Annotated in this window: 15 protein-coding genes; 8 read left to right on the top strand and 7 right to left on the bottom strand. The window is 67.8% G+C overall.

Features of this window, described 5'->3' with window-relative positions; translation table 11 throughout:
• Positions 1–86: 86 nt before the first annotated feature.
• The gene (locus AC1DS6_RS17455) at positions 87–410 is read right to left on the bottom strand and encodes an RNA chaperone Hfq (RefSeq protein WP_441636470.1); all 324 of its coding nucleotides are present in this window, start codon (positions 408–410) and stop codon (positions 87–89) included.
• Positions 411–1358: 948 nt separating this feature from the next.
• Here AC1DS6_RS17455 and AC1DS6_RS17450 point away from each other — a divergent pair.
• Both AC1DS6_RS17450 and AC1DS6_RS17445 read left to right on the top strand, forming a co-directional pair.
• A complete protein-coding gene (locus AC1DS6_RS17450) occupies positions 1359–3419 on the top strand; it encodes a methyl-accepting chemotaxis protein (RefSeq protein ID WP_477102804.1) in 2061 nt (686 codons plus the stop codon).
• Between the two features lie 305 nt (positions 3420–3724).
• A complete protein-coding gene (locus AC1DS6_RS17445; protein WP_477102847.1) occupies positions 3725–5209 on the top strand; it encodes an MDR family MFS transporter in 1485 nt (494 codons plus the stop codon).
• Between the two features lie 21 nt (positions 5210–5230).
• Here the strand turns inward: AC1DS6_RS17445 and AC1DS6_RS17440 are convergent, their stop codons facing one another.
• Positions 5231–5572: a DUF190 domain-containing protein gene (locus tag AC1DS6_RS17440; RefSeq protein ID WP_441633815.1), complete on the bottom strand. Its 342-nt coding sequence runs from the start codon at positions 5570–5572 to the stop codon at positions 5231–5233.
• Between the two features lie 350 nt (positions 5573–5922).
• On the opposite strand from AC1DS6_RS17440, the gene AC1DS6_RS17435 reads away from it, so the two are divergent.
• Positions 5923–6909 (top strand): tripartite tricarboxylate transporter substrate binding protein, encoded by a 987-nt coding sequence (locus AC1DS6_RS17435; RefSeq protein WP_477102846.1) that lies wholly within the window; start codon positions 5923–5925, stop codon positions 6907–6909.
• Positions 6910–6979: 70 nt separating this feature from the next.
• On the opposite strand, the gene AC1DS6_RS17430 is transcribed toward AC1DS6_RS17435, so the two are convergent.
• Positions 6980–7501, bottom strand: a complete 522-nt coding sequence (locus tag AC1DS6_RS17430; protein ID WP_477102803.1) for a MarR family winged helix-turn-helix transcriptional regulator — start codon at positions 7499–7501, stop codon at positions 6980–6982.
• Between the two features lie 132 nt (positions 7502–7633).
• Between AC1DS6_RS17430 and badH the strand changes: the two genes are divergently transcribed.
• The 5 genes from badH (at position 7634) to AC1DS6_RS17405 (ending at position 12962) form a co-directional block, all read left to right on the top strand.
• Positions 7634–8401, top strand: a complete 768-nt coding sequence (gene badH / locus AC1DS6_RS17425) for a 2-hydroxycyclohexanecarboxyl-CoA dehydrogenase (protein WP_441633817.1) — start codon at positions 7634–7636, stop codon at positions 8399–8401.
• 44 nt (positions 8402–8445) lie between these two features.
• Positions 8446–9228, top strand: coding sequence for a 2-ketocyclohexanecarboxyl-CoA hydrolase (gene badI / locus AC1DS6_RS17420; RefSeq protein WP_441633819.1), 783 nt, complete (start codon positions 8446–8448; stop codon positions 9226–9228).
• Between the two features lie 81 nt (positions 9229–9309).
• Positions 9310–10461, top strand: a complete 1152-nt coding sequence (aliB, locus tag AC1DS6_RS17415) for a cyclohexanecarboxyl-CoA dehydrogenase (protein WP_441633821.1) — start codon at positions 9310–9312, stop codon at positions 10459–10461.
• A gap of 49 nt (positions 10462–10510) precedes the next feature.
• On the top strand, positions 10511–12172 hold the full coding sequence (gene aliA, locus AC1DS6_RS17410; RefSeq protein WP_477102802.1) for a cyclohexanecarboxylate-CoA ligase: 1662 nt from the start codon (positions 10511–10513) through the stop codon (positions 12170–12172).
• A 13-nt stretch (positions 12173–12185) separates the two neighbouring features.
• Positions 12186–12962: an enoyl-CoA hydratase gene (locus AC1DS6_RS17405; RefSeq protein ID WP_441633870.1), complete on the top strand. Its 777-nt coding sequence runs from the start codon at positions 12186–12188 to the stop codon at positions 12960–12962.
• 104 nt (positions 12963–13066) lie between these two features.
• On the opposite strand, the gene AC1DS6_RS17400 is transcribed toward AC1DS6_RS17405, so the two are convergent.
• The 4 genes from AC1DS6_RS17400 to AC1DS6_RS17385 form a co-directional block, all read right to left on the bottom strand.
• Positions 13067–13405, bottom strand: coding sequence for a DUF4148 domain-containing protein (locus AC1DS6_RS17400; RefSeq protein ID WP_477102801.1), 339 nt, complete (start codon positions 13403–13405; stop codon positions 13067–13069).
• Positions 13406–13527: 122 nt separating this feature from the next.
• The gene (locus AC1DS6_RS17395; protein WP_441633827.1) at positions 13528–15000 is read right to left on the bottom strand and encodes an efflux transporter outer membrane subunit; all 1473 of its coding nucleotides are present in this window, start codon (positions 14998–15000) and stop codon (positions 13528–13530) included.
• 7 nt (positions 15001–15007) lie between these two features.
• On the bottom strand, positions 15008–16201 hold the full coding sequence (locus AC1DS6_RS17390) for an efflux RND transporter periplasmic adaptor subunit (protein WP_477102800.1): 1194 nt from the start codon (positions 16199–16201) through the stop codon (positions 15008–15010).
• Positions 16198–19422 carry an efflux RND transporter permease subunit gene (locus tag AC1DS6_RS17385; protein WP_477102799.1) on the bottom strand — a complete coding sequence of 1075 codons (3225 nt, stop codon included), beginning with the start codon at positions 19420–19422 and terminating at the stop codon, positions 16198–16200. Before AC1DS6_RS17385 ends, AC1DS6_RS17390 begins: the two co-directional genes overlap by 4 nt.
• Positions 19423–19459 lie beyond the last annotated feature (37 nt).

Genomic DNA, 19459 nt, shown 5'->3' with positions numbered 1-19459 from the left:
GGCTCTGGGGGTGGCTGATGCGGGCGGGGCCATCGCACGAAAGCTGCGCCGCTTGTGCGCACAACCGGCTGGCGCGCCCTCCCTGGTTATCTCCGCTTGCGGGTCCGTGGCGTATACAAACTCACAAACTCCGGCGAAGTCTCCGCCCCGGGCACCGCCGCCATGGCCTCCGGCGCATGGGCGGGCGTGATCACGGCAATGGCGTGCTTGTAGACGACTTGCGGCTGCGGGTCCCGCGGCGATTCCGCCAGCAGCACCATATAGTTGTCCGAGGCCACGATCACGCCGTGCAGGCGAATGCCGCTCGACAGGTGTACGACGACAGGGCTGTGGCTGGCGCTGAGCGTGGAGAACTGCAGCTGCTGCAGTTGCCTGCTCGGACGGGTGATCCTGGTTTCCTTCTTGTTCACAACGTCTCCGGAAGAGCCCGCACGGGTTCTGGCGGCTGGCAAGGGTCCAATATATGGGCCCGGGCAATAGGGGTGTTACAGCACGGCCTGGGGCGGGCTGCGGCGTGGCCTGGGTGCGGCGGGGGATGAAATATCCGCTCTCTGTGCTGGCGCTGGATCTGGCTGCATGGATCACGTCCGGCCCCGACGTGTGTCCGGGCGGTGGCTCCGATGCTGCCCCGCAAACGTTGGCGGTAGGGGCAGCCGGAAAAGACGGGGGTACTTCAGGCGCGAGAGTAACAAAATTTTACAAATCGGAACGGTTGGGGGGGCGCACCTGAGATGGAGGGTTTCCTCTAATAAAACTCTTGCGTCACATGCTGCGGTTTGCCTTGTTTGCACTTGTGCGGCAAGTCCCAACGTCACCAGCGCCCGCAACCCCCGTTCAGCATAGGTTTGCGGGCGGCAAGGTGACCCTGGCCTGCAGTTGCGATGTTTTCCATGCCGCCCATTCGTCACTTGAATGGCGTCGCCAGCACTTTTTCTATCAGAGTTATCCCTGATAGAAATTGGATTTACACCTCATGTAAGCAGGTTTATATTCGCTAACGAGCCTTTCGGCTCATAGCAGTCCTGGAAAGCCTACGAGCACCCCGCGCGTGGGCTTCTTTTTTTGCGTACCCACTTGTTTTGTTGTGCGCCTTTGGTTGCATGCGCCGCTGGCAGCACTTCAGAGCGCCTGGTTAACATTAGACGACAGGTCGCATCCCGCCAATCGTTCGAATTGCCGGGCTTTTCCCCCTCATATTTCGTTTTGTTCCCGTATTTTCCGTTTTCTTCGGAAATGTCTTAACTTAGCCCTCAAGCTTGCCCCGCTCCCTGCCGTTAAGCCCGCGGTGCGGCGTCGTCCCGGAAATCTGTCCGGGGCGCGGAAAAGCGCGCGCGACGAGAATAAAAGGAGCCGGGAAGATGCGTTGGTTGCGAAGCTTTGGCATTGGGGCGCGCCTGACGGTGGCGTTTTCGCTGGTGGCGTTGCTGCTGGTTGCCGTGGCGGTGCTGGGCATGACGTCCCTGCGCACCATGAACGAATCGATGCGCATCACCGTGGAGGGGCGCTTGTTCAAGGTGCTGGATATCGAGCGCGTCAAGCAGGATGCGTTGCGGATCGGCATTCTGGTGCGGGATGCCACCATGAACGAGGACCCGGTCGCGGTAAAGCGCAATGCCGAGCAGATCGCGGGGCTGCGCGAGAAAATGGGCACCACGCTGGATGAACTTGGGAAGTGGCTGTCCACGTCCGGCAGGCCGGAGACCCGGGAGTTGTATCGCGGGCTGACCGAGGCACGCGCTGCCTATAACGGCCAGCTCGACATGGTGCTGCGCCAGTTGCAGGGTGGCGAGTTCGATGGTGCACGCAGCGCGCTGGTGGCGACGCTGCCGGCGGCGCAGGCGCCATATTTCGACAAACTGAGCGAACTGTCCGAGACCGGACGCAAGGTTGCGCTGGCTGCCGTGCAGGAGGCGAACGCCAGTTATGAGACGGCCCGCAACCTGCTGCTGGGCCTGGCCGCCGTCGCGGTGGCCCTGGCGGCGGCCCTGGGCATTGGCATCACGCGCTCGATCACGCGACCGGCTCGCCATGCGCTGGAAGCGGCACAGGCGCTGGCGCACGGCAACCTGACGTACGCGATCCAGGTGCAGAACGATGACGAAATGGGCCGCATGCTGGGCGCGCTGGAGCGCGCTTTTGGCCAGTTGGCGGCACTGGTGCACGGCATCCAGGGCGCGACCCGCTCCATCGGTGGCGCTACCCGGGAAATCGCCAGCGGCAATACCGATCTTTCCCAGCGCACCGAAGAACAGGCTGCCTCGCTTGAGCAGACTGCGGCCTCGATGGAGCAGCTGACCTCCACGGTCAAGCAGAATGCCGCGAACGCGCGCCATGCCAACGAACTGGCGGTGAGTGCCTCGGGCGTGGCGATCGAGGGCGGGCGCGCCGTGCGTGGCGTGGTCGAGACCATGCAGCATATTTCGCAATCGTCGGCCAAGGTGGCCGAGATCGTGGGCGTGATCGAGGGGATTGCCTTCCAGACCAATATCCTGGCACTGAACGCAGCGGTGGAAGCCGCCCGTGCCGGCGAGCAGGGACGAGGCTTCAGCGTGGTGGCGGCCGAGGTGCGCAGCCTGGCCCAGCGCTCTTCGTCGGCAGCCAAGGAAATCGGGCAACTGATCAGTGGCTCGGTGGGTCAGGTGGCCCATGGCGCCAAGCAGGTAGAGGACGCGGGCCGCACCATGGACGATATCGTCGGGGCGGTGAAGCGCGTGACCGACATCATGGGCGAGATCGCCGCCGCAAGCGAAGAGCAGTCGTCCGGCATCGAGCAGGTCAACCTCGCCATCAGCCAGATGGAAAGCGTGACGCAGCAGAATGCCGCGCTGGTGGAGCAGGCCGCCGCCGCCGCCGAGAGCCTGCAGCAGCAGGCCGCCGGGCTGGTGGATGAAGTGTCCCGCTTCCAGGTGGCTCCGGAAGAAGCGCATGCGCAGCCGCGCCAGGCGGTACGGGAACCGGCGCGCATGCCGGTGCCGCAAGCGGTACCGGTAGCACGCGTGGCGCCGGCCGCCCCGCGTCCGGCGCCACATCCTTCCGCTGGCGCCAGGAGCCATCCGGCGGCACGCCAGGGCACGGCGCGCCCGGTCCGGACCGGCAGCGCCGCACCGGTGAAGCCAGCCGTGCAGGCAGCACCTTCAGCACCCGCGGCCCCGGCCGCTGGCGCCAAGGCAGCCACCCGGCCCGCGGTGGCGGCACCGCGCACCGGCGCGGCCGGCACTACCCGCGCCCCTGCGCTGCCCAGCAAGGCCCGTGCTCCGGTGGTGCACCAGAAGCGCGAACCCGTGCTGGTGTCCAAGCCGCTGCCGGCCGCGCGCGCGGCCCGGCCCGCCGTAGCAGCGGCACCCGCGCCGCGCCGCGCCGCGCGCACGCCGGCCGCTGGCGGCCTCGCCGTGGCCAATGGCGACTGGGAATCCTTCTGAGTTCTGCCGCGCCGTCCTGGCGCGGAGCCCGGCAAGCCTGCCGGCGGCGGCTGCAAGGCGAAAGGCTTAGGCCTACAATATCGCCCTTGTATACAAAAAACAGACAGGAGCGATGTCGCCCGTTCGCGGCGGCATCGCACTCCGTGTCCCTCGCCGTGCGTTCTCTCTCCCGCCAGCCCATGCCCGCCGTCTCCCCGCCATCCTCCCCCTCTCTGTCCGCAGCATCCCCGGCCCCCGGCACGGGGGAGGCTGGCAGCCACGGCCATGCAGCGTCCGGGCTCCCTGCCGTGCCGCCGGTGCCGGTGATGCAGGTCATCTTCGGCCTGATGCTGGCCATCCTGCTGGGGGCGCTCGAGCAATCGATCGTCGCCGTGGTGCTGCCTGAGATCGCGTTGCAGCTCAACGGCTTCGAGGAGATGGCGTGGGTGGTTTCGGCCTACCTGGTGGCTTCGACGGTGGTGACGCCGATCTACGGCAAGCTGTCGGACGTGCTGGGGCGGCGCTCGGTGCTGTCGTTTGCCATCGTGCTGTTCCTGCTGGCCTCGGTGTTCTGCGCGCTGGCGCAGACCATGCCGCAGCTGATCGTCGCGCGCATCCTGCAAGGGCTGGGCGGCGGCGGCCTGATCTCGGTGTCGCAAGCCACCATCGCAGATGTGGTACCGCTGCGCGACCGTGGCCGCTACCAGGGTTACGTGAGCGGCGTGTGGGCCGTGGCCAGCATGGCCGGCCCGGTGATCGGCGGCTACCTGGCGCACTACCTGTCGTGGCGCTGGATTTTCTGGATCAACCTGCCGCTGGCGCTGGTCGCGCTGGTGGTGGTCCGCCGCGCGCTCAAGCACCTGCCGGCGGGCGGGCGCCGCCATCGCATCGATTACCTTGGCGCGCTGCTGTTCGGAGGTGGCCTGACCGGCGTGCTGGTGTTCCTGACCCGGCTTGGGCAGGGCCATTCGGCCGCGACGCCGCAGACCGTTGGCCTGCTGGCGGCAGGCCTGGCCGCCATGGTGCTGTTCGTGTGGCAGGAGCGGCGGGTCAGCGACCCGATGATCCCGCTGGCCATGCTGCGCGTGCCGACGGTCGCGATCTGCTGCATCACGCTGTTCCTGTGCTTTTTCCAGTTGATCGCCATGTCCGTGCTGCTGCCGCTGCGCTTCCAGGTGGTGGGCGGCGTGCAGGCTGACACGGCCGCGCTGCGGCTGGTGCCGTTGACGCTGGCCATCCCGTTCGGGGCGTTTTTTTCGGGGCGGCTGATGTCATGGAGTGGCCGCTACAAGCCGCTGCAACTGGTGGGCTCGCTGGTCGCGCCGCTGGCGATCGTGTCGTTGGCGTTCGTCGATCCGCATGCGGTTGTGCTGACCGGGCTGGTGATGGTGACGCTCGGGCTGGCCATCGGGCTGCAATTGCCCAGCGGGCTGGTGGCCACCCAGAACGCCGTGCCCGCGCACCAGGTGGGCGTGGCCACGGCGCTGACCGCCTTCTCGCGCATGCTGGGCGGCGCGGTCGGCGTGGCGGTGCTGACCACGGTGCTGATCGCGCTGTTGCGCCGTGGCGGCATGGGCGTATCGGACCTGGGCGGCGGCGAAGACATCCTCATGAGCATGTTCCACCGTGCCATGACAGGCGGCGATACGGCCGATGCGGGCGCGGTGCGCGCCGCCGCCGAAGCGGCGTTCCGCACCCTGTTCCTGCTGAGCGCCGCCGTGTCGCTGATGGCGCCATTCCTGGTGGCGCGCCTGCCGGAAGCCGCCTTGCGCGGCAGCACGAGCACCAGCGTGGCGGCGAGCATCGATTAAGGCGGGCGGCCGCCGGCGAGTTCAGGGGCGGGCCTGCGCGCCTGGCGCGCCTTTCCCCAGGAAGCCGAACTCCACCGGCGTCTTGGCGTAGAACACCTGGACGTCTTCCTCGGCCAGCCGGTCGAACAAACGCTGCACCTCCTCTTCCGTGGCAATCACGGTGATTTCTTCCGGCCGGTCGGCCAGTTCCAGGAAATGCCAGGTGTGAAAGCGGCGGTCATGGCCGATGCCCTCGGCCGCCACCGTGTGCGTGGCGCCGCGGATATGCAGGTCCCTCAGAACCTGCAGCAACCAGTGCGACAACTGCTTGCCGTGGTGACGCCGGTTCTCGATGGTGAACAGCGTGAGCTGGAAGCCTTGCACGATAACCTCCCGTGCGCGCCCCGCAACGGCGTCCGCGTGCCGCGACCGTGGCATGGACGGTTGTCGTGTCAGGGTGCTGTTTCCAGTTTAGGCCAGCCGCCGCGCGCACCATTGCGGGCGCACCGGACTTCACTAGTGCGGCCGGTTCCCTGATGCACCACGCGAACCTGGGGATAACCCTAGTCTCTTCCTCTGCAGGGACGGGCTATATTTTCTTTTGTTTCAATAGAAGAGCCATGTTTCTTTAGTGAAACAAAATATCTTCGTTGCGGCATCACCAATACCCCAGACTCTTGAGCAGGCCTTCCGAAGTGCAATATCCGAAGAGTGAAGAAAAGATCGCGCGCGCGATGCGCGGGACGGCGCTCGCGTGCCTGGCGATTGCCGGCCTGTGGCAAGGCGTTGTTCCGGCCGCGCGTGCCGCCGGGACGGATGCGGCCAGCAGTTGCAGCGCACTGCGCATAGTCGTGCCGTTCCCCGCAGCCGGCCCGGCGGACCTGTTGGCGCGCACGCTCGCGCAAGGCCTCCACCAGCGGCGCGGCGTCACCGTGGTGGTCGACAACAAGCCTGGCGCCAACGGCAATATCGGCATCGACGCCGTGCGCCGCGCCGCGGGCGACGGCTGCACGCTGCTGGTCGCGCCTGCCGGCAACCTGACCATCAATCCCACGCTGTTCCCCGCGCTTGCCTACAACGTGGAGCGGGACTTCCGCCCGGTCTCGCTGCTGGCGAGTTCGCCCAATGTGCTGGCGGTGCATCCCTCGGTGCGGGCCGGTTCGGTGCAGGAGCTGGTGGCGCTGGCGCAGCGCGCCAATCCGCCGCTAGGCTATGCCAGTCCCGGCGTGGGCAGTGGCCTGCACCTGGCGGGCGAGCTGTTCCGCCAGCAGACGGGCATCGCATTGCTGCATGTCCCTTATAAGGGCACCACGCAGGCGCTTAACGATGTGGTGGGCGGGCAGGTGCCGATCCTGTTCGGCACGCTGCCCACGCTGGCGCCGTTTATCCGCTCCGGCGCGTTGCGTGCACTGGCCGTCACCCAGGCCGCGCGCTCTCCCGCGGCGCCTGCCATCCCGTCCCTGGCGGAGCAGGGCGTGCGTGGCATCGAGGTCAGCTCCTGGTATGCGCTGCTGCTGCCGCGCGCCACCCCGGCGCCGGTGGCCGATGCGCTCTATGCCGACGTGCGCGCGGTCTTCGGCGGCAAGGCGGTCCGCGAAGAACTCGCGCGGCAAGGCATGGAGCCGGTCGCCGGCACGCCCGACGCGCTCGCAACGCGCATTCGCCAGGAAAGCGCGGGCTGGGCCGAACTGATCCGCGCCCACGGCATCAAGGCCGAATAACGCATGCCGGCGCGCACGCGCATCGTCCGCGCCGGCATGTCTTTCATGTAGTCCTCCACGCCCTCCGCCATTACTCCGGCGCTTCGTCCGCCACAGGCCCTTCGGCATCCAGTGCTTTCATGTTCTCCAGCAGCTTGAGCAGGTAATGCAGCGTGTGCGTGATGTCGCCCGTTGAAAAATCGGTCAGCGCCCGCTCGTAGTAGTCGCGGATCTTGGGTTGCGCCAGCTTCAGCCAGACATGGCGCCCGGTCTCCGTCATCGTGACCAGCCGCGAACGCCGGTCGCGCCCGTCCGGCGCCAGGCTCAGGTGGCCGTCGCGCTCCATGCGGCCCACCAGGCCGGACAGGTTCTGCCGGCTAACCATCAGGTAGCGCGCCAGGTCCCCCACGCTCATGCCCTCGGCCGCCTGCGGCCGCGATAGGGCGCCCAGTACCGCCCACTGCTGCGTGGTCAGGCCTTCGGCCTCGACGGCTCTTGATCCCGTTTTATGCAACATATTTGCGCATTGATACAGGCGGAAGAACAGCCTGTTTGCCATCTCCATGCGCGCCGCCGGAGCAAGATCATCATCAAAATCGGGGTTAACTATCATAACTTCCTGGGTAGTCGTACTTGCATTGGTCCAGTTGCCAGCCTAGTATACGTCAACATATTGACGTATTTAACCGCTGACGCGCGACGTTTAAGCCGCACGATAGCACCCTGGACCTGGAAGGAGAACACTGTGCAAAGACTCGAAGGCAAGACGGTCATCGTGACCGGTGGTGGTGGCGGCATCGGTGGGGCGACCTGCCGTCGCTTTGCGCGCGAAGGCGCTGCCGTGGCCGTGCTGGACCTGAACCTCGACGCCGCAGGGCAGGTCGCCGCCCGGATCCGCGAAGAAGGCGGCCGGGCCGAGGCGTTCCAGTGTGACATTACGGACCGCACCAGCGTGGATGCCGCGGTTGCCGCCACCGTGAGCCAGCTCGGCCCGGTCGATGTCCTGGTCAATAACGCCGGCTGGGACGTATTCAAGCCGTTCACCAAGACGGAACCGGCGCAATGGGAACGCCTGATCGCCATCAACCTGACCGGCGCGCTGCATATGCATCACGCCGTGCTGCCCGGCATGGTGGAGCGCAAGTGCGGGCGCATCGTCAACATTGCTTCCGACGCGGCGCGGGTGGGCTCCTCCGGCGAAGCCGTGTACGCCGCCTGCAAGGGCGGGCTGGTGTCGTTCTCCAAGACCATCGCGCGCGAGCACGCGCGCCACGGCATCACCGTCAACGTGGTGTGTCCCGGCCCGACCGACACCGCGCTGTTCGCCGACTACAAGCAAGGCGCGGGCAACCCGGAAAAGCTGATGGAAGCCTTCACCCGCTCCATCCCGCTGGGCCGCATCGGCCAGCCGGACGACCTGCCCGGCGCGATCGTGTTCTTTGCCAGCGATGACGCGGCCTTCATTACCGGCCAGGTACTGAGCGTGTCGGGCGGCCTGACCATGAACGGATGAGCGCAGCCAGCATCCGGCACCCACCACGACAACGGAGACACACCATGCCATACGAAGACATCCTCTATGAAGTGCGCAACGGCGCAGCCTGGATCACCATCAACCGCCCGGAGAAGATGAACGCATTCCGCGGGCGCACCTGTGACGAACTGATCCACGCGATCAATCGCGCCGGCTATGACCGCGCCATCGGCGCCATCGTGCTGGCCGGCGCCGGCGAGAAGGCCTTCTGCACCGGCGGCGACCAGTCCGCCCATGAAGGCCAGTACGACGGACGCGGCACCATCGGCCTGCCGATGGAAGAACTGCACAACGCCATCCGCGACGTGCCCAAGCCCGTGATCGCGCGCGTGCAGGGCTACGCCATCGGCGGGGGCAACGTGCTGTGCACGATCTGCGACTTCACCATCGCGTCCGACAAGGCCGTGTTCGGGCAGGTCGGTCCCAAGGTCGGCTCGGTCGATCCCGGCTATGGCACGGCGTTCCTGGCGCGTGTGGTGGGCGAGAAAAAAGCGCGCGAGATCTGGTACCTGTGCCGGCGCTATCCGGCCGCCGAAGCCCTTGCCATGGGGCTGGTCAACGCAGTCGTCCCGCATGAGCAACTCGATGCCGAAGTGCAGAAATGGTGCGACGAGATCATGGACAAGAGCCCGACCGCGCTGGCCATCGCCAAGCGTTCCTTCAATATGGACACCGCCCACCAGAGCGGCATTGCCGGCATGGGCATGTACGCGCTGAAGCTCTACTACGACACCGAGGAATCGCGCGAGGGCGTGACCGCCTTCCAGGAAAAGCGCAAGCCCGATTTCCGCAAGTACGCGAAGTAATCCGCCGTTGCTGGCACAAGCAACGCGGCCGCACGGCGCATCGCACCGGCGCGCCGCGCGGCAAGACATCCTGGAGACGCCATGAACCCCTATCTCGATGAAGACCTGGTCGCACTGGGCGACCATGCCCGCCGCTTCGCCACCGAACGCATCGCGCCCGGCTTCCTCGCGCGCGACCGCACCCGCGAGCTGGACCGCGGGCTGATGCGCGAGATGGGCCAGATGGGCTTTATCGCGCCCGAACTGCCCGAGCAATACGGCGGCCAGGGTTTGGGCTGCCTGGCCGCCGGCGTGATCCACGAAGAGGTGGCGCGCGCCGACCTGAGCCTTTCCTATATCAACCTGCTGGCCTCGCTGAACGGTCAGATCCTGGCCCATCACGCCGCGCCGGAAATCGCCCGTCCGTGGCTGCGGCGCCTGACGCAAGGCGAAGCCCTGTTCGCGATCGCGCTGACCGAGCCGCGCGGCGGCTCCGATGCGGCCGGCCTGCGCCTGCGCATGGAGCGCGATGGCGACCATTACGTGCTCAACGGCGAGAAGACCTCCATCTCCGCCGCCGACCAGGCGGACGCGGCGGTGGTGTTCGCGCGCAGCGGCTCCATCGAAGCCGGCGCGCGCGGCGTTTCGGCGCTGCTGGTGCCGATGGACCTGCCGGGCATCACCACCAACCGCTTCGACTGCCATGGCCAGCGCGCCATCGGGCGCGGCTCGATCTTCTTCGAGAATGTGCGCGTGCCGGTGAGCCACCTGCTTGGCAAGGAAGGCGAGGGCTTTGTGCAGGTGATGCAGGGTTTCGATTTTTCCCGCGCGCTGATCGGCTTGCAGGTGCTGGCGGTGGCGAAGGCGAGCCTGGAGGAAACCTGGGAATACGTGGCGGAGCGCCAGGCCTTCGGCAAGCCGCTGTCGGCCTTCCAGGGCGTCTCGCATCCGCTGGCGGACTACGAGACACAGGTCACGGCAGCGCGCCTGCTGTGCCTGCAGACACTCTGGATGAAAGACCACAACCTGCCGCACACCGCTGAAGCCGCGATGTGCAAGTGGTGGGCGCCCAAGCTGGCCTACGACGTGGTGCACCAGTGCCTGCTCTCGTTCGGCCACGGCGGCTATGACCGCGGCCCGATGGAGCAGCGCCTGCGCGACGTGCTGGGCTTCCAGATCGGTGACGGCACGGCCCAGATCATGAAGACCATCATCGCCCGCACGCACGCGGGCCGGGATGCGGTGCCCGCCTGACGACCGCCCCCGCCGCGACCTGACCACGACAACAACGAGGAGACACGCCATGGAATTCGACGCCGTACTGCTGCCACCGCGCCGCGCCGCCAGCATCGCGCAGGGCCTGTGGCCCGAGCGCACCATCAACGATGCGCTGGACGATTGCGTGGCCCGCTGCCCGGACAAGATCGCGCTGACCGCCGTGCAGGTGGAGAGCGGCGCGGTCACCCGCCTGACGTATCGGGAGCTGGCCACCCGCGCCGAACGCATTGCCCTCGGCCTGGCCAGGCTGGGCGTTGGCCGCGACGACGTGGTGTCCTGCCAGTTGCCGAACTGGTGGGAATTCACAGCGCTCTACCTGGCCTGCTCGCGCCTAGGCGCCGTGCTCAATCCGCTGATGCCGATCCTGCGCGAGCGCGAACTGTCGTTCATGCTCAGGCACGCGTGCAGCAAGGTGGTGGTGGTGCCAAAGCGGTTCCGCGGGTTTGACTACGAAGCGATGTTCGATGGCCTGCGCCAGGCGCTGCCGGACCTGCGGCACGTGGTGGTGATCAGCGGCAGCGGGCCCAATGCCTTCGAGGCGCTGTCGAGCGGGCCTGCCGGGGACGATGCCGGCGAGATGCCGGCACGCCATTGTCCCGGCCCGGATGACATCACCCAGCTGATCTACACCTCCGGTACCACCGGCGAGCCCAAGGGCGTGCTGCATTCGGCCAATACCCTGATGTCCAATATCGTCGCCTACGCCGGGCGCCTGCACCTGGGCGCGGATGACGTGATCCTGATGGCGTCGCCGATGGCGCACCAGACCGGCTTTATGTACGGCCTGATGATGCCCGTCATGCTGGGGGCGAGCGTGGTGCTTCAGGACATCTGGGAGCCGCGCAAGGCGCTGGACCTGATCCGGCAGGAGGGCGTCAGCTTCACCATGGCCTCGACGCCGTTTCTCACCGACCTGGCCAGGATGGTGACGGAGACGGGCGATGCGGTGCCCACCCTGCGCGCATTCCTGTGCGCCGGCGCGCCCATCCCCGGCGCGCTGGTGGAGCACGCGCGCGCCGCGCTGGGCGCCAAGGTGGTCTCGGCATGGGGCATGACGGAAATGGGCGCCGTGACCACGACCCGGCTGGAAGACGACGATGAGCGGGCCATCCACACCGACGGCTGTCCGTTGCCGGGCGTCGAAGTCCGGGTGGCCGACGCGGCAGGCGCGGCGTTGCCGCCCGGCGCCACCGGCAGGTTGCTGGTGCGGTCCTGTTCAAACTTCGGCGGCTACCTGCGGCGGCCGCACCTGAACGACACCGACGCCGACGGCTGGTTCGACACCGGCGACCTTGCTCGCATCGATGCCCGCGGTTATATCCGTATCGACGGGCGCAGCAAGGACGTCATCATCCGTGGCGGGGAGAACATTCCCGTGGTGGAGATCGAGACCCTGCTGTATCGCCACCCGGCCGTTGCGCAAGTGGCCATCGTGTCCTATCCCGATGAGCGGCTCGGCGAGCGCGCCTGTGCCTTCGTCGTACCCAGGCCCGGCCAGGAGTTCGGCATGGCGGCAATGGTGGACTTCCTGAAGGCGCAGAAGATGGCCGCGCAATATATCCCCGAGCGGCTGGTGGTGCAGCCGGCGCTGCCCGCCACGCCGGCGGGCAAGATCCAGAAGTTCAGGCTGCGGGAGCAACTCCGCCAGGCGGGGAACCCGGAGGGCGAGTCCAATGCGCGCGGATAAAGGCCACGGCAAGATGGAAGAGAACCTGATTCTCGCCGAGATCACCGGCCGCGTCGGCGTGCTGCGGCTCAATCGCCCCGGGCAGATGAATGCCCTCAACGATGCGCTGATGGATGCGCTTGGCCTGGCGCTGCTGGCATTGGATGAGAACGACGGCATCGGCGCGATCGTGATCACCGGCAATGACAAGGCGTTCGCCGCCGGCGCCGACATCGCGGCGATGCGCGGCTGGGACTATATGGACGTGTTCAAGTCCAACTACATCACACGCAACTGGGAGACGCTGCGCGGCGTGCGCAAGCCGGTGATCGCCGCGGTGGCCGGCTATGCTTTGGGCGGCGGCTGCGAACTGGCCATGGCCTGCGACATCCTCATCGCGGCGGACAACGCCGTGTTCGGCCTGCCGGAGCTGAAACTCGCGGTAATTCCCGGTGCCGGCGGCACCCAACGCCTGCCGCGTGCAATCTCCAAGGCGAAGGCCATGGACATGTGCATGACGGCGCGCAATATGGATGCGGCGGAGGCTGAGCGCAGCGGGCTGGTGTCGCGGGTGGTGGCAGCGGGCCGGCTGATGGATGAGGCGATGGCGGTGGCACACACCGTTGCGGGTTTTTCGCTGCCGTCGATGATGGCGGTGAAGGAGGCGGTCAACCGTGCCTATGAGTCATCGCTGTCGGAGGGGATGCTGTTCGAGCGCAGGCAGTTGCATGCGCTGTTCGCCACGCAGGATCTGAAAGAGGGGATGAATGCGTTCCTGGAGCGGCGGGAGGCGGTGTTCCGGCATCGGTAGGCGCGGCAAGCGCGCCGCCGCCACTGTGATTCGCATTGCCAGCGCCGCGTTCCGGGTGCGCGAATTGCAGCGCGGAACGCGTAGCGTGTGGCGGTGCCGAGGCCTCATGCGCCGTAGTAGAAGGGGGTGCGCGCGGCATCGATGCGGGGTTGGCCGCGCTCGATTGACATGTTGGCGGTCGCCTGCAGTTGCGCTTGCGCGTTTGCCGTGGCTCCGTTGGCTGATGCGGCGTCCTCCGCTTGCACCTTGGCTTCGGCTGCCTGGATGTCTCGCGGATAGTTCGCGTTGTCGCCGCGTCCCGGCTGGTAGCCCGCCTGTTCCAGCCGGATCAGGTCGGCACGAACGTCGGCGCGGCTGAGAGGCGCCTGCGCGCTTTGCGCGAAGGACAGGGTTGGCGCGGCCAGGGCGCAGGAAATCAGTACGGTGCGGATGAGTGCTTTCATGATGCGTTACCTCTTTCGGTCGGATGGCCCGCTGCCGCCGGGGCCGTGGCGCCTTCATCGACAGGATGAACAGGCTGTACCCAGTATTGGCTTTAGCCACTGACCCGAGCCTGACCATCTCATTACAGTTTCGTCATCGGTGCGCTTTGCCAGCCACCACCCAGTGCCTTGACCAGCATGACGCTCGCTATCAGTTGCCGCCGGCGCACCGCCTCGGCGGCCCGCTCGCTGGCAAGCGCTGTGCTCTCCAGCACGCTGACATCCAGATAGGCCACGGCGCCCTTGCGGTAGCGGTCCAGCCCCAGCGCCAGCGCACGCTCGGACGCTTCGGCCGCCGCCTGCTGGCTGGTGGCTTCCTCCTGCAGCGCACGCAACGCGGCGAAGTTGTCCTCCACCTCCTGGAAGCCGCGCAGCACGGTGCCGCGATAGTCGGCGGCGCTGGCGTCTAACTGGGCGCGCGCGCTGTCGGCCACCGCCTGCCGGCGCCCGCCGTCGAACAGCGTGGCGGCCAGCGCCGGGCCGATGGCCCAGAAGCGGCTTGGCGCGGTCAGCCAGCCGGCCAGGCTGGTGCTCTCCAGGCCTCCGCTCACGGCAAGCAGCAGGCTCGGGAAAAAGGCGGCGCGGGCCACGCCGATCTGGGCGTTCGCGGCCGCCACGCGGCGTTCGGCGGCCGCAATGTCGGGCCGGCGCTCCAGCAGTTGCGAGGGCAGCGCGGCCGGGATGGCTGGCAGCGCGGGCAGCGCCGCGGTGTCGGCCAGCGGCGGCAGCGAGAAGCGCGCGACGGGTTCGCCCAGCAGCGTGGCGATGGCATGCTCCAGTTGCGCGCGATTCAGGCGCAGGTCCGCCAGCTGCGCCCTGGCGTTCTCGAGCTGGGCCCGGGCCTGTGCCACGTCGCCTTCCGTCGCGATGCCGCCACGGTAGCGGTTGCCGGCCAGCTCCAGCACCGTACCGTAGGCGTCAAGGGTGCGCTGGAGCAGGTCGAGTTCCCGGTCGGTCGAGCGCAGGCCGAAGTAGTCGGCGGCCAGCTCGGCCTGCAGGCCCAGGCGCACGGCCGCTACGTCGTCGGCGCTGGCCTGGGCGCGCGCCTCGGCTGCGTCCACGCCATTGCCGATGCGGCCCCACAGGTCCGGCTCCCAGGTGGCTGTCAGGCCCAGCAGGTGGTTGGGTTCGGTCTTGCCGGCCAGCGAGCGGCCAACCACATTGGCCGAGGTATGGCTGCTGCTGATACTCGCCCCGGCGCTGAGGGTGGGAAAGTACGCGGCATGCGCGGCCCTGGCCTGGGCGCGTGCATCTTGCAGCAGGGCCACCGCCTTGCGCAGCGTCTGGCTGGAAACATCGATGTGTGCTTCGAGCGTGTCGAGCCGTGCATCGGCATATACGCGCCACCAGTCCGGCGCGATGCCCGGCGGACCGCCCGGCTGCGCGGCGCTGGCGCCGGCTTCCTTGTAGGCAGCCGGCGTGTCCACGGCGGGCGGCTGGTAGGGTGGGGCGGTGGCGCAGCCGGCCAGCAGCGCGGCCATGGCAATGGTGATGGCCAGGCTCGTTGCGTTGCGCCTGGTCTTGGGGAAACGGACGGGAGTGTGTCGTGCATGCATGCCGGGCCTACCTTGCTTTGGTGGTCAGCCTGACCACATCGCCCGCCAGCAAGCCGTCGCCGGGATTGACCACCACTTGCTCTCCGCCCCGCAGGCCTTCGGTGATTTCCACATGGGAGCCGAAGTCGCGCCCGATCGTCACGGTCCGGATTGCCAGCTTGCCGTCCGCGCCAACCACGGCCACGCAGGTGCCCTGCGCCCGGAACATCAGCGTATTGGCCGGCAGGTCCAGGCCGGCCCGTGTCCGCGGCGCGCTCAGGTGCGCCTCGGCATAGGCCCCGGGCAGGATCCGGCCGCCGGCGTTGTCCACGTCCAGTTCCACGCGCAGGCTGCGCGTGACGTGATCGATGGCGCCGGCGTTGCGCGCCACGGTGGCGGGAAAACGCTGCCCGGGGAACTGCGGCAACGTCAGCCACGCCTGCATCTGCGGGCCGACGATGCCGCTGGCGTCCTGTGGCACCTGCACGTACACGCGCAGCCGCTCGCTAGCGGAAAGGTGGAAGAGTTCGCGGCCGGGTCCGCCGGCGCTGCCGGCATCGATCAGCGCGCCGGTGTCCACATTGCGCGCTGTCACCACGCCGTCGAAGGGCGCGCGGATCTGCGTGTACGAGGCCAGTTGCGCCAGGCGCGCCGTGTTGGAGCGCGCCGAGGCCAGCGTGGCGGCCTTGGCTTGCATGTCGGCCACTTTCTGGTCGGTGTCCTGCTGGGCCACCGAGCGCGATTTGAGCAGGTCCTGCCAGCGCTCTGCCGTGCTCTTGGCCAGCGCATAGTTGGCCGCGGCGATGGCTTCGTCGGCGCGCGCCTGGCGTAGCTGGTCGCTCACCTCAGGGGCATCGATCTCCGCCAGCAACTGGCCTTGCCTGACCGGCGTGCCGATGTCGGCGTACCAGCGGCGCAGGTAGCCGTTCACGCGCGCATAGACCGGTGCGTCCTGGAAGGCGCGCACATCGCCTGGCAAGGTCAATTCCTGAACCGCTGGTGCGCTGGCGGGCCTCACCGTGGAAACGACCATGGCCATCGCTTCGGCACTGTTAACGGCCAGTGCGGCCTTGGCGTGCAGCCTGGGCACGACGCCGGCGGCCAGCGCCGCGCCGAGCAAAGCCAGCGCCAGCAGGCCGGCGCGTATGCGGCGAACCCTGGCGGTGCCGGTGGCGGACGATAAGTTGGCAGTGGGTGAAGCTTGGGAAGCGGGGAGAGTCATGCCTGACCTTTCTGTTCGAAGCTGAGGGCGGGACGCGGTGCAAGGGCGGAGGTAGGAGCGCGAGCGGCAAGCCAGCGGTGCAGCAGCGCGAACAGGGTCGGCACCAGTACCAGGGTGGCGACGGTGCCGCAGGCCAGGCCGCCGATCACGGCGCGGCCCAGCGGCGCGTTCTGCGCGCCCGCGTCGCCGGCGCCGAGCGCCATCGGGATCATGCCGATCAACATCGCCAGCGCGGTCATCACCACCGGGCGGAAGCGGCCGATGCCGGCTTGCAGCGCGGCGTCGAAGGGCGACGCGCCCCGCGCGCGCAGCTCGCGCGCCAGGCTGATCACCAGGATGCTGTTGGCGGTGGCGATGCCGATGCACATGATGGCGCCGGTCAGCGCCGGCACGCTGACGGTGGTGCGGGTGATGAAAAGCATCCACGCCATGCCGGCCAGCGCGCCCGGCAGTCCGCCGATGATGGCCAGCGGGTCGAGCCAGGACTGGAAGTTCACCACCATCAGCAGGTACACCAGCACCACCGCGATCGCCAGGCCGCCGAGCAGACCGGCGAAGGACGCGTGCATGGTCTGCACCTGGCCGCGCACGACCAGCTCGGACCCGGGCGGCAATGTCTTGCGCGCGGCGTCGACGAGGCGGCCGATGTCGCCGGCCACCGCGCCAAGGTCGCGCCCGCGCACCGAGCCGAAGATGTCGATCACCGGCTGCACGTTGTAGTGCGACACCACGCCCTGCTGGTTCGTGCGCGCCACGCTGCCCAGCGAGCCGAGCAGGTCGCCGCCGGCGCCGTCGGCGGTGGTGCCCGGGGCAGCGCCAAGGCCAAGCGGAATGTTCGATAGCGATTGCAGCGAAGCCATCGCGTACTGAGGCACCGACACCATCAGCGGATAGCTTACGCCGTTGCGCGGGTTCAGCCAGAAGTTGGGCGAAGTCTGGCTGCTGCCGGATAGCGAGATCAGCAGATTCTGCGCCACCTCGCGCTGCGATAGCCCCGCCTGCAGCGCGCGGGTGCGGTCCACCTGCACCGTCAGCGCGGGCTGGTCGTCGGGTTGCTGGATATGCACATCCGCCAGGCCAGGCACCGCGCGCAACTGGCCAGCCAGCTTCTGCGCCATCTCGCGATTGGCTGCCGGCTGGCTGCCCACCACCTGGATATCGATCGGCGCCGGCAACCCGAAATTCAGGATCTGGCTGACGATGTCCGCCGGCAGGAAGGAGAAGCTCACGCCGGGAAACGCCTTGGGCAGCAGGCTGCCAAGCCGGTCCACATAGTCCGCGGTAGCGCCGTGGCCTGGCTTCAGCGAGATCAGTATCTCGGCATCGGCCGTGCCGATCGGCAGCGCGGAGTCGTAGGTGAGGTTGATGCCGCTGACAGGCAGGCCGATGTTGTCGATGATGCCGGCCACGTGGTCCGGGCCGATGGCGGCGCGGATGCGGCTTTCCACCTCGTCGGCGATGCGCGCGGTTTCCTCGATGCGGGTACCGGTCCGGGCACGCATGTGCAGGCGGATCTCGCCGCTGTCCACGCTCGGGAAGAAATCCTGCCCGAGAAATGGCACCAGCGCCATCGACGCCGCGCAGCAGGCCAGGAACGCAGCGGCGAGCCGCCGGGGATGCCGCAACGCCGCCGCCAGCGAGGCAGCGTAGCGCGCACGCACCGCTTCGAAAGCGCGCTCGAAGCGTGACTGCAAGCGCGCGCAGGCGCGGCGCAGGCGGCCCGGCTTGCGCGTTTGCGCCGCCTCGCCGCGCATCAGGTAATGCGCGAGCGTGGGAATCAGCGTGCGCGAGAAGAAGTAGGACGCCGCCATGGCAAACACTACCGCCTCGGCCATCGGCACGAACAAATAGCGCGCCACGCCGGTGAGCAGGAACATCGGCAGGAATACGATGCAGTTCGATAGGGTGGAAACCAGGGTGGGTACGGCAATCTGTGCCGACCCCTCAAGAATGGCCTGCTCCAGCGCCTGGCCCATCTCGCGGTGGTGCGTGATGTTCTCGATCGCCACGGTGGCGTCATCCACCAGCACGCCCACCGCCAGCGCCAGTCCGCCCAGCGTCATGATATTCAGCGTCTCGCCGAGCGCGGAGAGCGCCATCAGCGCGGCCAGTACCGACAGCGGGATCGAGATCGCGATGATCAGCGTGGCGCGCCAGCTGCCCAGGAACAGCAGGATCATCAGCGCGGTGAGGCAGGCGGCGATCATTGCCTCGTGCAGCACGCCATGGATCGCCGAGGTGACAAAGACCGACTGGTCCGACACCGGCTGCACCCGCAGCGAAGGCGGCAGGCCGGCCATGACGCGGGGCAACATCGCCTTGACCTGCGCAATGATGGATAGCGTGGAGGTATTGCCGCTTTTCTCGATCTCCAGCAGCGCGGCGCGCTTGCCGTCGCGGCGTACCACGTTGGTCTGAGGCGCGTAGCCGTCGCGCACGTGGGCCACGTCGCGCACATAGACGGTGCCGCCGGGGCCGCTCCTGACCGGCAGATCGTTGAGGCCGGCCACCGTGGGCGTGCTGCCGTTCAGGTCCACCCGATATTCCAGCGCGCCGATCTTTGCGGTGCCGCCCGGCAGCACCAGGTTCTGCGCATTGATGGCGTTGACCACATCGAGCGGCGCCAGGCCGCGTGCCTGCAGCGCGCGCGTATCGAGATCCACCATCACCTGGCGCACCTTGCCGCCGTAAGGCAGCGGCACCGAGGCGCCCTGCACGGTGGCCAGTTGGGTGCGGATGAAGTTGTTGCCGAGGTCGTAGAGCTGCTGCTCGGGCAACTGGTCGCTGGCCAGTGCCAGCCGCAGGATCGGTACCGTGGAGGCGCTGTAGCTCAGGATCAGCGGCGGCGTGGTGCCTGGCGGCATATTGCGCAGCATCGATTGGGCGCCGGACGAGGTCTCGGCAATGGCGCGGTTGATGTCCGCGCCCGGGTGGAAGAAGATCTTGATCACCGCCACGCCGCTGAGCGATTGCGACTCGATATGTTCGATATCGTCCACGCTGTTGGTCAGCGAACGCTCGTAACCGGTGACGATGCGCCGGGCCATGTCCTCGGCGGACAGGCCGTTGTAGGTCCATACGACGCTGACCACCGGGATATCGATGGCCGGAAAGATATCGGTGGGCGTGCGCAGCAGCACCAGCGGGCCGGCCAGCAGCAGGCACAATGCCAGCACCACGAAGGTGTAGGGGCGGCTCAGCGCGAGCCTGACGATCCACATCGTGGGATCTCCGGAGTGATGGATGAACGGGCCGCAG

This window comes from Cupriavidus sp. 05L310 (genome assembly GCF_056398185.1).
Note: the sequence above shows the minus strand (reverse complement) of the source record. Positions and strands in the feature narration are given on the sequence as shown.